The organism is Bacillus sp. AC266, assembly GCF_979253805.1.
On the sequence record NZ_CEEDEC010000005.1, the window covers coordinates 32142 to 44466 of the forward strand.

Below are 12325 nucleotides of genomic sequence, written 5' to 3' on the forward strand. Positions count from 1 at the left end.
AAAAGGCCACTGCTATACAACAGTGGCCTTTATGTATTATTTTTTATTGCTGTGCCATATCATTCGAAATGGCTCTATATAAAAACTGTGCGTATTGTTCGCGCTTTACGCTCATAGACGGACCAAATTTATTTTCTCCTATTCCAATTGTAATATTATTTGTTTGTATTGCGCTAATTGCATTGTTTGCCCATGAATCTGTTAGAACATCATTAAAAGTATGAGGTCCCTTTGCTTCTAATTCAAAAGCATTCGTAAGAACCTGTGCCATTTCCGCACGTGTTAGCGTATCCTTCGGTCTAAAGTTCCCAGTTCCATCACCTTTTAAGATACCTACTTCTGTTAATACTAAAATTTCTTCTATGAACATTGTTGAGTTTTCATTAATATCTTTGTATGGATTCTCAAGTACGTCGCCTTCCTCAAACACTTCGCTAAAATCAATCGTACGATAAATTAAAGCCGCTACTTGCTCACGTGTTACATCATCACCAAAACCAAACTTCCCATCTCCATAACCATTAATGATTCCCCAGCCTGCTAGAGTGTGAATAGCTTCAAAAGACCAATGACCTTTTGGTACATCTTTAAATACAACAGAATTTGCTTGTTGTTGTTGCTTCACAACTACTTCAGCATTTACTTTAGTACCTTCTGCACTTAATACAACTCCACCCATAATTGTTAAAGCCGTTGCTATTTTTAAAAACTTTTTCTTCACCGCATTTTCCCCCTAAAAACATACTTTTTTCTACTATAAAGAATTAATAAAAAAGTATCAATATACTTATTTATATAAGTTTTGTCTATTTTGTGAACATCTTTTCACATACTTTCCTTTACACTTCGTTGATAATAAAGTTACTAAATAATATCTTTTTCTTATGAATTGTCACTTTAACACACCTGTTTTTTTCATTTTTGGTAAATTCATGTTTTGTATTAAAGTGAATAAATATACATGAATTAAATAAAAAAAGCGCAAAACTTTTGCACTTTTTTCAAAATAACATATTACTATAATTAAAATATTTTCACCTTTCTATTAAACAACTTTTGAATTTCCGCTTAATACTTCTCATCTTTCAAATGAAAATTAATAATAGCCTTATATAAAAATGCTGCATATTGCTCACGTGTTACAAATTTATTTGGTTCAAATTTCCCATTCCCTGTTCCTATTATGACATTATTAGATTGCAATGCACTAATTGCATTTTTTGCCCAATAATTATTTGGTACATCTGCAAATGTATGTTTCTTCTTCACTTCAAATGAAAATGCTCGTGTAAGGACTTGTGCTACTTCTGCACGTGTTATCGTTTCCCCCGGTCTGAAATTCCCCTTCTCATCACCTTTAAAAATACCATGTTCTGTTAACGCTAAAATTTCCTTTGGAAACATTGTTGATCTTTCAGAAATATCTTTATACGGATTATGTAACGGTCCTTCATTTTTTATATTAAGTGCGCGATACAGTACTGCCGCCACTTGTTCTCGCGTTACATTATCGCCAACACCAAATTTCCCATTTCCATAACCTAGCATAACTTTATTATATGCAACCTCTATAATATATTCATATGCCCAATAGCCTACTGGAACATCATCAAATACAATCATTTCTGGATACTCTTCTGCTTTTATATTAGGAACATTTACATTTAATAATAAACCACCCATAATAGTCGCTACCGTCATTATACGCAACATTCTTTTCTTCATTGCCCTCTCTCCTTCATTTCCATTTTATTAAAATGGAAAATAATAGACTACATTCTTTTTCCATATTACATATGCTGTATTTGCAAATCTCATGTAATACATTCATTTTTAACATCTATTATTTTGAAGATTACTACTAAAGGGAAGCAAATCCGTCCTCATTTCAATTGGTATACCGAATCATAGACAAATTATTATGACGTATACTCTGTAAATCCTTCTTCAGTTTCAAAGGATTTACAATGTTGTACACTAACATATTCTATAAGATTTTCATTAAATCCTTTGCTTATAAAAACTTCATTTTTCAGACAAAAAAAGTGCAAATATTGTCCATTTGCACTAAAAAACATTCCACCTATTAACGTTAATGACGTAGCTACTTTTAATCCCGGTAAATATTATGCTTCTGAGTACACTTTCACTCTTTCATCCCTCGGCTTCCAGAAAGTAAATGCCATTCCTACAAATATTAAGGCAATCCCTACAATTTGCATACTCGTCGGTCTGAATCCAGTAAAGATCGTATCTAACAAAATTGCAACAGCAGGATCTAAAAACACTAATACAGAAATAAGTCTCGTCGGTAAATCTCTTAAACTGTCAAAAAATAAGTAATATACAAACCCAGTATGTATAAGTCCTGTCGCAGTAATCATCATCCAGTTCATCTCTGTTAATCCTTGAAACTTCCCGAAATCTACGAATGGTAGCAATAAAAATATACCTAAAAACGTTTGTAAAAAGGTCATCGCATATGCACTCGTATGCTTAATTCCTTTTCCGAGCAACGTTGTAAAAGCATAAAATAAAGCCGCAAGAAGTGCCCATACCATTCCAGATGACATTAATTTCTCAAGCGACATACTACCGTCCACTCCAGCTACTAACACTGTGCCGATAAAACAAATAACAATGGACATAACAGCAAATACTGTAAGTCTCTCTTTAAATACGATACTACCGATCATTAATACGATAATTGGAGCGAGATGATACACTGAAATCGCAATTGTAATCGACATGAGTTCAAACGCTTTAAATAAAAACACCCAGTTAAAAACGAGAAATACGCCACACGCTAATATTTGTACAATTTCTTTTTTATTCCATTTCTCATTTTTATATTGTCCTGTTGCAAACCAACATAGCGTTAAAAATAAAGTCGCACAAATACAACGAATAAATACTAATTCGAAAGATGGTAAACCCGTTTGGACAGAAAAAAATCCAATCGATCCGAAAATAGACATCGAAAGGATCATTTTTATAGCCGGCATTGATTTTGAATGAAACAATTTTCTCCTCCCCCTACAATCATCTCTTTATAAACTAAAAATTCTAAAAACATTATATATATCATTATATATCACAATTGAAAAACTGTAAAAAAATAGAATGTAAAAAGTAGAGTTCACACCAAATTTTCATAATAAAAAAATCATCCTTTATTTCTTATAAAGGATGATTTTTTTGCTATTTATTCAGAGGAATTTCACTATATATAAACTTAAATATACTATTTTTGAAGAGTAAATTGTGAAACAATCTGCTTTAATCCTCCTGCTACGCTATGCAGATGCTCAATTGAAACTGAGATTTCTTGAACTGATTTTTCTTGCTGATGAATAGACTCTTTTACCCTATCAGTTCGATCAGATGATCTTTGGGAAATTTGAGCCATGTCTTCTGCAGAAGCAGAAATCTCCTCACTACTCGCTGCAATTTCATCTGTAGACATAGATACAGTTTGAATTTGATTAGATACTTGCTGCACTTTTTCAGTGATTTTTCCAAATACTTTTTCTGTATTCATCACTACTTGTGTACCTGCCTGTACCTCATTATCTACTTTCCCCATCATGTCTACCGTATGGTTCGTTGTTCCCATAACTTGAATAATAAGTTTCTCAATTTGTTTTGCAGAATGACTAGATTGTTCTGCTAATTTTCTTACTTCATCTGCCACAATTGCAAATCCTCTACCACTTTCTCCAGCACGTGCAGCCTCAATTGCGGCATTTAATGCTAATAAGTTAATCTGAGAGGTAATACCTTGCATAACATCAATGATTTTAACAATTTCTTCTGATTGTTCTTTCATAGTCTCTACTTGTTTCACACCGCTATGTACTGAATTTTGGATTGTATCCATCTGTTGAATCATTTGTTTCATTAATTTGTTACCACTCTCTGCATCTAATGCTGATTGAGCAGACAATTCATTTACAGAGGATGATGTATTCACTATGCTCTGCATTCCTTGTGTCAACTCTTCCATCGCACCCGCAGTTTGTTCCATTGCTTGCATTTGGCTCTCTGCGCCATTGGCAACTTCTTCAATATCCATAGTGATTTTCTTTGCTGCACCGCTAGATACTTCTGATGCAGATACTACTCCGTCTGCATGTTGGAATAAAAGCTGAATATTATTCTCTACTTCTTGCATATTTGTTCTTAGCCCTGCAATCATCTCGTTAAAATCACTTACTAATATACCTAATTCATCTTTAGCATTATAATCACCATGTACAGTTAAATCTCCCTCTTTTGCTCTTTCCATCATACGACTAACCGTTTGTAAAGGAGCAACTATAAGTTTGCTAATAATATAACTTACTATACATATAATGATTGTAGTAACTACTGCAAGAATGATAAAGGTAATAACGGACCGATCTATCATTTTTTGAGAATCTTTAAATACTTGGTCAGCTAAATTTGAAACATACTCTTCTAAATCTACAGCATAAGCAGCTAACTCTACTCCCTTCGGTTTTAAGTCCTTTTGAAATTCGTTTACCATTTGAGATTCATTTGTTCCCTTTGCTTTGTCAAACAACTTCTTATATGTCTCCATATAACTTGGCAAAGATTTCTTCATCTTCTGAAACAGCTCATCCTCTTGCTTACTTAAATTAACGCCATCATCATATTCTTTTAATAAAGAATCATATTTTTTAAGATCCTTTTCAACATTACCAATAATCCCTTCTTTATTTGTCCCCTCATTTTGTGACGTTGTAATTAATTCTAGTAAGTTATATTCTAGTGAATTTTGTGTACGAAGCATTCCTTCTAATAAAACTGCAGAATTTTGATAATCATCTACTACAACCTCTGTATCGCGCTTAATCTTATTAATAGAATTAATTGCTACACAACTCATAATTGCCATGCCCAAAACTGCTAATGAGATAAGTAAGAATAATTTATGTTTCACTTTTAAATTTTGTAAAAAATACATATTTCCACCTTTATTCCTTTATATATAGATTTTTAGAATTTTATAGCTTATTATTTACAAAATCACAATAAAAAGCAATGGTAAATATTCCTAATACCAAACTTATATTTCTATAAAAAAGAAGTAGCATAATCGCTACTTCTTTTTTTTTTGTTTTTCATATTGTTCAAACGTATGAATTCTTTCGAAAATTGGTGGATGTGTATATAAGAAAAACTTCACTAATGCAGGCGGATTCACTTGGCTTAAGCTCGTCTTTGATAAATATTGAAAAGTTTTCACACCTGAATTTCCATCTTTCGTCATATCTAAAGCGTATTGATCTGCCGCTCGTTCTTCTATACGAGAAACGTAGTTTGTTGCTGGTTGTGCTGCAAAAGATAATAAAGAGGAAATTAAGAAAAATAAAGGTAAAATTGAGAAACATGCTAATTTTGGAATTTGCAGTGTATCTCCCCATTTTCGAATACACATATTTATAATACGACTAATTAAATACATACCTATAAACGATAGCAACACATAGCTCGCAACGCCCCAATATATATGTTTCATAACATAATGCCCTATTTCATGAGCCATAATAAATAAAATCTCTTTATCTTTTAATTGCTTAAGTGTTGTATCCCACATTACAATACGGGCGTTAGGGCCAATTCCCGTTACGTACGCATTTAACGAATTCGTTTTTTCCGACATATTTACTTCATATACGTGTTTAGCTGGAATATCAGCTTTATCTGCGATCGCTAAAATTTTCGTTTCTAATTCCTTATTTTTTAGCGTCGAGAAATCATTATAAAGTGGATCAATTACAACAGGTTGCACGAACGTTAAAAAGATTGTAAATGGTACAGAGAGCGCCCATCCTGCTAGCCACCATCTCTTCGGGAATTTACGGATGAGCCATAACAAAACCGTAACAATGAGTAACATAGTCGCATAGTTCACCCAAAAATCGATGACATGATCTTTTATCCAGCTTTGTGTGCTTTGCGTAGATATTCCGTAATCAACGGACACTTTACGCCCGATCCATTGCATCGGTAATGCAAGAACTGTTGTTAGTAGTGATAAATAAAAGAAATAAATCGCAACTTGTAAGACATTTATTTTGGTCGTTTCCTTCGACCATTTCTCAAACTTTTTTGAAATACCGAGCACGAGTACAAATAATAAAATAATCCATTCAAGAGGCGTCGCTAAAAAGAACAGTAAATTTTTCACACGCGAATAATCTTGACTTAGCGTAAGCTCCCTCGCATTCATAAAGGTTTCTGGATCTGCACTCGTTCCTTTATACATGTCCGGAATGAGCTCATGATTCCATCCAAATAAATACCAATATATAAGTAACGCAAACCCAACGTATAAAAAAAGCGACCACCCAATAACTTTCCTCACGCTATTCCCTCCTCTATGCTGCCTGTCTATTATTATTGTAAGTTCGTACTTTCAAAATTAGAACAAGCTAATCGTGATAATTGTTCTAGCTCGTTCAATTTACATAAAAAAACTCTTCTATTACAAGAAGAGTTTCACCGGCTCATAATCTGGTATAAGAAATGTACTTACAAACCAATGCCTTTTACATATCGTATATATTCATAGTCCTTAAAATCCTTCTTAAGGAAGTACATCTATTAACAAACTAAAATCTTGCAAAGAAAAAGAACTATATTTCATAATACCTTGTACAGTTAGAAGTAATATAAGACCCATCACACACATATAATTAATACTTTCTTCATGCTTTTTCTCAGCAACTACTCCGCCCGTTATGCATAAAATCCCTAATAAATGGAGCGCTAAATACATAAAAAAGTAAGCTTCCTCCCAGCGAAGAATAACATTGACTGTCGTTATCAGCACTATACTAAGCACAATCAAATAAAAAAACTTATTTGATGATATTGTTTCATTCATATAATTTTATACATCCCTTTCAAATTTCGAATTAATGATGATTTAGTTTTCATAAAATAAAAGTCCCCATCACTTTCTCCAACATTTTATGGGTCCTAACATAATTCACTTCATTTCTACATATTGTCTGAAGATGCGCTTCATCATTTCTTCTATAATAAAGCTGACTATTATTAATGTCCCTAACACGATAAAAAGAAAAATAATATTTCCTGTATCATTATTGATGGCAAAGTACTTATATCTAATAGAAGTACAATAATCTATCATTTCCTTCAATATTTTCTCAAACGTCTTCTCTACCTTATTTATCTCCTATTATACTTGAAAAGTTCTTCTCCCTCTCCGCATATATAACAGGCACTTCTTTACTCCAATATTTGCGATTCACAAATAAAAAGATGAGCACTAAGTTTAATCCTGTCATAAAAATAATTAATCCTGGAAAGAATGTCGTATAGTTCGAAAAATCGGCAAAACTCATTATCTTTTCTCTACTTACTAAAAAAGAAGAACTAAGCACAAGCGCATTGTTTAACATATGAATAGCAATTGGCATGAGTAAGCTTTTCGTACGAATATATACAATTGATAGTACGATGCTAAACACAACTGCACCAAGGAAATCAACATGTAAGCAAGCAAATAAAAGTGCTACAACGACCATTGCTATACTAGTACCCCATTTTGCCGCAAAACGCTGCAGTAAAAACCCTCGAAAAACAAACTCTCCGACAATAGGCGCGATAAATACAACCCTAATAAATTGAAATACATATCCCCCGGTACTATCTATAATCGGTTCATGCAAGGCATTCATAATAAAATCTGGTGTAATCCATGCAAAGCTGTACATATATAAAATAAGATAGCCGTAACTAAACATACAAAGTATAATCGCGATGTACAAAACTTGCACTAGGTTAAATGTTTCGTTTCTATTAATAAATAATGAAAATGAAACACGATGCTTTCTATATCCGTAAAAAAGCCATATTATTGGAAGGATATAAAATATAAGCATATTTATAAAAGATGAATTCTGTATATGAAATGTATTTTCTAGCACTTCATTACTACTTCGTGCTATTAAAATTAGTAATGCAAATACAATTAAAAAATATCTAGCTCGCATCGTTTGAAACGGATTCACATTCATCTCCTCCCCATGTTACTTTTATCATATCATTTGAATCTTAATTTTTTGTGAAAGAAAACCTTAAAATTTCCTTAAAAATTCCATAAGTTACAAAAAGATGATATGATATTCGAGGAAATTAGGAGGGATTCATATGTATCACGCAAATATTCTACTCATTGATGATGAAACAGCAATTTTACAATTACTAACTACCATTCTTGAAAAAGAAGGTTTTTCTCATATTACAACTGCAACATCTGCGGAAATAGCCTTATCTCTCACCGAGCAAAACAATTACGATTTAATTATTTTAGATGTAATGCTTCCTGGACAATCCGGTTTTGACATTTGTCCAATCATTCGCCAAAAAACGGATTGCCCTATCTTCTTCCTAACAGCAAAAACATCTGATGTAGATAAAATTTCCGGATTTTCATACGGTGCGGATGATTACATTACGAAACCATTTAATCCACTAGAAGTAGTCGCTCGTATGAAAGCTCAACTCCGAAGACATATGAAACAAAACATACAAGAACAAAGAATATACTCCTTTTCTTTTGGGAGATTTGAAATTGATCAACATTCTGCTGAACTAACAGTAGATGGAAACGTTGTCGAATGTTCCGCTCAACTCTTTCAACTACTACTATTCTTTTGTGAGAATCCGAACTACGTATTTTCGAAGGAAGAATTATACGAAAAAGTTTGGGGAGCACCTGCCTATAATGGAGATGATAATACTGTTATGGTTCACATTCGAAAACTACGTGAAAAAATTGAACAAGATCCAAGTAAACCAGAATACATAAAAACAGTTCGCGGACTTGGCTATAAGTTCATTACAAAGTAGGTTAAAGATATGAATTTTAATAAACGACTTATAATCCAGTTTATTTTACAACACGTTTTTGTCTTAGTTACGTTACTTATCGCAGTAATTGCTTCTTTTTCTTATTTAATTTTTCTTCTTAATAGTACTTTATATGAACCTAATATTTCTGATTATGATACCTTTACAATCTCCGAATATATTTCTTCTGAAGACAATAACATTACTTTAAAATCTGAGGTAAAAGATTTAATAACAGAAAAGAGTGATTGGCTTCAAATTGTAGATGAAGATGGAAAGGTCCTTTACAACTTTAATACGCCTAACGATGTTCCGACCTCTTACACAAAGACATCCTTACTTACGTATTTACAGAATAGTAACAACAATATTTATAAATTTAACTATTGGGAAATTAAATTAGAAAAGAAACCAGTGATCGTTATTTACGGTGCCAAACTAAAAAGTAATGCATTACTAAAAACGATACAACAAGGACACCCTTCTTTATCATTAAATGAATTTGCATTAACTGAACAAGAAAAACAATTACTTTCTAAAGAAAAAGCAACACTGCAAATATTTAATAACAATGGCGAAGGAGTTTTTTCCTATCCAACTGGGAAGAAAAAAACATTTTCGGCTATAAAAACAGCTCTTAATGAAAAAGAACCGTGGAATTATAAAGAAAATACATCTAGTTTTTACGATTCAAATAGCGGTCATCTCGTCGTTGTATCCGCCCCAAACGCTCATTATTATCCAGATGATGAATTAGATGATATATTTACCAAGAAACTTCTAATCGGATGCAGCTTAATCCTCCTTATTGTGTTTGCTTATTTAGTCATTCTTTCAATTTGGTATGGAAATAAGTTTGGAAAGCCTTTATTACACACGATGCGCTGGCTTAAAAACATAGCCGGAGGAAAATATGAAGAACCTGTTAGTAAAAAAGGCAAACCTGTTCGGTTTCGGCGCTCCGGTAAAGAAAAATGGTCGTTCCGCATATTTAAAGATGTTACAAACTCACTAGAGCACCTTTCTATTACTTTGAAAAAGAACGATGCAATGAGAAAAGTACTGCAACAAACACGTGAAGAGTGGATTACCGGCCTGACGCATGATCTAAAAACACCGCTTAGCTCTATATACGGCTATGCATTATTACTAGAATCGAAGCAATATAATTGGACGGATCAAGACATTCAACAATTTGGCCATGTAATGAAAGAAAAATCTCAATATATGACTACATTAATTGACGACTTAAGCTTAACATATCAATTAAAAAATGATACTCTTCCTGCGCAACACGTAAATGTTGAAATTAATCAGTTCGTCCGAAAAGTACTATTACAATTTATTAATAACCCGACACTACAAAATCAAAACATTGAATTCGTGCCAAGTTCAAGCAAAATCCAATATTTTATTGAAGAAAAATGGTTCCAACGTATTATCGAAAACTTATTAGCAAACGCTGTAAAACATAATAATGAAACGACAAACGTAATCGTAAAGCTTTCGCAAAATGCAAATTCATTTACACTATCTATTTCAGATAATGGAAAAGGTATGGATGATAAAACGAAAGAACTTCTATTCGAGCGATATTACAGAGGAACGAATACAGAAGAAAGCAACATCGGAACTGGACTTGGTCTCGCCATTACAAAACAGCTCGTGCATGCCCATAACGGAACGATTTTCATTGATAGTGAAGTTGGAAAAGGAACGACGATTATACTTGTGTTTCCATTTAGTTCGTAGAAAAAGGTGCTTTTATAAAGCACCTTTCTCTTTTCGGAGCAGCGCGCTAGTAAATGAAATTATATCGACTTAACTATAAAATACAACAATAGTAGCAACCTATTAATAAAAGAAGACCGTCCAAAAATACCTTTTGAACGGTCTTTCTTTCTATTATTTCTTCTTCACCGGTATCCAAAGTTCAATTTGAGCGAACTCACTTTTATCTGCATGGGAACGTTCATCGTATAGCTCAAACTCATTAACGCCGCAATGTTCGTATCCTGAATGCGGGAACCATTCTGAGAATACTGCATTCCACGTTTGGTGAATAGACGATACCATTTCTTCATGAGAAACTTTCGGCGTTGTAAATACTGCATACGTTGCGGATGGGAATGTACGCTTTGCAACTGCATTTGGTACATTTTCAAAGTCTGTAACTTCCATTCCGATAATATAAGTGAAGTCCCCTGTTTCTAAATTAAAATCAGTACATAATCCAAGTTCTACCCATTGGCTCGTATCTTTACGATTCGGAATCGTCGTTCCAAGATCTTTTTGTAAATATTCTTGCCAAAATGCTGGAATGTCTTGATGGTTTTTTCCTTCTTTACTTGTCGTCTTCAGCTCATAACCCGCCATTAAAAATTCTGGTTTATTTACAATACGATATTCCATTTGTATGCCCCCTAAATATGGATTTAATTTTCTTTGCTTTACATTCACTCTATAATACATTGGTGTTTCAATTTCTTGTTTTCGATATTCACTTGGTGTCATTTGAAATAATTTTTTAAAGGCTCTCGTGAACGTTTCATGAGATTGAAAGCCATGCTCAAATGCGATATCAATAACTTTTTCATCCGTATGAGAAAGTTGATAAGCTGCCCGGGCTAACCTCCTCTTTCGAACATACTCCATTACTGTATCGCCTACTAACGCCTGGAATACACGATGAAAATGCGACTCAGAAAAACCTGCAACACGTGCTAAATTACGCAGCGTTTGTTTTTCCATTACATCTTCCTCAATATAATCAATTGACCTTTGAATTTGTGTTTCATAGCTTTCCATCTCTGTTCACCCGCCTTATATGTATTATGATAAAAGAGAATCCTATCCAATTCTTGACGTTTTTTACTATAATTTCGTAAAAATTGTAACTTTTTTATATGTATTTCGTTGTTATGTATGAAGGGAGGGAAATGTAGTGAAACGCAAACAATCATTAGAAGAAATTTACTCAGAGCATATGCAAGATTTATTTCGCTATCTTCTCTCCCTAACCGGAGATTCTCATAGTGCTGAAGATCTCATGCAAGAAACATTTTACCGAATGCTCGTCCATATTGACTATTATAAAGGAGAAGAAATTAGGCCGTGGTTATTTACAATCGCCTACAACGCCTTTATCGATTGGTACCGAAAAGAAAAGAAGTATAAAACAACGCAAATTGAAGAATTCCATTTACCAAACGTGCCAAGTACAGAACACTCTTATTTCGTAAAACATGAGATTGCTAGTTGGTTACAAAGTATATCCTCTCTTCCGCTCGAAAGACGAAATGTGTTACTACTACGAGATTACTACGGATTCTCTTATAAGGGAATAGCAGAAATGACTGGTCTCTCGTTAGCAAAAGTAAAAATTGAATTACACCGAGGACGAAAAGAAACGAAAAGCATAAAGGAGTGATAC

Annotated in this window: 11 protein-coding genes; 3 read left to right on the forward strand and 8 right to left on the reverse strand. The window is 33.3% G+C overall.

The window, feature by feature from the left end; all coding sequences use genetic code 11:
• Positions 1-43 precede the first annotated feature (43 nt).
• The 7 genes from AC0IXC_RS20105 to AC0IXC_RS20135 all read right to left on the reverse strand — a co-directional run bounded on the left by AC0IXC_RS20105 (position 44) and on the right by AC0IXC_RS20135 (position 8051).
• The gene (locus AC0IXC_RS20105; protein ID WP_088030985.1) at positions 44-721 is read right to left on the reverse strand and encodes an S-layer homology domain-containing protein; all 678 of its coding nucleotides are present in this window, start codon (positions 719-721) and stop codon (positions 44-46) included.
• A gap of 347 nt (positions 722-1068) precedes the next feature.
• Positions 1069-1725 carry an S-layer homology domain-containing protein gene (locus AC0IXC_RS20110; protein WP_215590901.1) on the reverse strand — a complete coding sequence of 219 codons (657 nt, stop codon included), beginning with the start codon at positions 1723-1725 and terminating at the stop codon, positions 1069-1071.
• A gap of 401 nt (positions 1726-2126) precedes the next feature.
• Positions 2127-3023, reverse strand: a complete 897-nt coding sequence (locus AC0IXC_RS20115; RefSeq protein WP_078184071.1) for a DMT family transporter — start codon at positions 3021-3023, stop codon at positions 2127-2129.
• A gap of 221 nt (positions 3024-3244) precedes the next feature.
• Positions 3245-4972 carry a methyl-accepting chemotaxis protein gene (locus AC0IXC_RS20120; protein WP_215590900.1) on the reverse strand — a complete coding sequence of 576 codons (1728 nt, stop codon included), beginning with the start codon at positions 4970-4972 and terminating at the stop codon, positions 3245-3247.
• Between the two features lie 135 nt (positions 4973-5107).
• The gene (locus tag AC0IXC_RS20125) at positions 5108-6376 is read right to left on the reverse strand and encodes a M48 family metallopeptidase (protein WP_471653190.1); all 1269 of its coding nucleotides are present in this window, start codon (positions 6374-6376) and stop codon (positions 5108-5110) included.
• Between the two features lie 222 nt (positions 6377-6598).
• Positions 6599-6898, reverse strand: a complete 300-nt coding sequence (locus AC0IXC_RS20130; RefSeq protein WP_215590899.1) for a hypothetical protein — start codon at positions 6896-6898, stop codon at positions 6599-6601.
• Positions 6899-7202: 304 nt separating this feature from the next.
• On the reverse strand, positions 7203-8051 hold the full coding sequence (locus tag AC0IXC_RS20135; RefSeq protein ID WP_002140783.1) for a CPBP family intramembrane glutamic endopeptidase: 849 nt from the start codon (positions 8049-8051) through the stop codon (positions 7203-7205).
• Positions 8052-8190: 139 nt separating this feature from the next.
• Between AC0IXC_RS20135 and AC0IXC_RS20140 the strand changes: the two genes are divergently transcribed.
• Together AC0IXC_RS20140 and AC0IXC_RS20145 are read left to right on the forward strand one after the other, a co-directional pair.
• Positions 8191-8892, forward strand: a complete 702-nt coding sequence (locus tag AC0IXC_RS20140; protein ID WP_002064182.1) for a response regulator transcription factor — start codon at positions 8191-8193, stop codon at positions 8890-8892.
• 9 nt (positions 8893-8901) lie between these two features.
• Positions 8902-10644, forward strand: a complete 1743-nt coding sequence (locus AC0IXC_RS20145) for an ATP-binding response regulator (RefSeq protein ID WP_471653191.1) — start codon at positions 8902-8904, stop codon at positions 10642-10644.
• Between the two features lie 153 nt (positions 10645-10797).
• On the opposite strand, the gene AC0IXC_RS20150 is transcribed toward AC0IXC_RS20145, so the two are convergent.
• Positions 10798-11700, reverse strand: a complete 903-nt coding sequence (locus AC0IXC_RS20150; protein WP_215590898.1) for an AraC family transcriptional regulator — start codon at positions 11698-11700, stop codon at positions 10798-10800.
• A 136-nt stretch (positions 11701-11836) separates the two neighbouring features.
• Between AC0IXC_RS20150 and AC0IXC_RS20155 the strand changes: the two genes are divergently transcribed.
• Complete coding sequence (locus tag AC0IXC_RS20155) at positions 11837-12322, forward strand: RNA polymerase sigma factor (RefSeq protein WP_471653192.1); 486 nt, start codon at positions 11837-11839, stop codon at positions 12320-12322.
• Positions 12323-12325: the final 3 nt, after the last annotated feature.

Excerpts from the sequence above, each read along its gene's own strand:
- AC0IXC_RS20110 (WP_215590901.1), bottom strand. The coding sequence starts at position 1,725 with ATGAAGAAAAGAATGTTGCGTATAATGACGGTAGCGACTATTATGGGT.
- AC0IXC_RS20120 (WP_215590900.1), bottom strand. The coding sequence starts at position 4,972 with ATGTATTTTTTACAAAATTTAAAAGTGAAACATAAATTATTCTTACTT.
- AC0IXC_RS20130 (WP_215590899.1), bottom strand. The coding sequence starts at position 6,898 with ATGAATGAAACAATATCATCAAATAAGTTTTTTTATTTGATTGTGCTT.
- AC0IXC_RS20140 (WP_002064182.1), top strand. The coding sequence starts at position 8,191 with ATGTATCACGCAAATATTCTACTCATTGATGATGAAACAGCAATTTTA.
- AC0IXC_RS20145 (WP_471653191.1), top strand. The coding sequence starts at position 8,902 with ATGAATTTTAATAAACGACTTATAATCCAGTTTATTTTACAACACGTT.
- AC0IXC_RS20150 (WP_215590898.1), bottom strand. The coding sequence starts at position 11,700 with ATGGAAAGCTATGAAACACAAATTCAAAGGTCAATTGATTATATTGAG.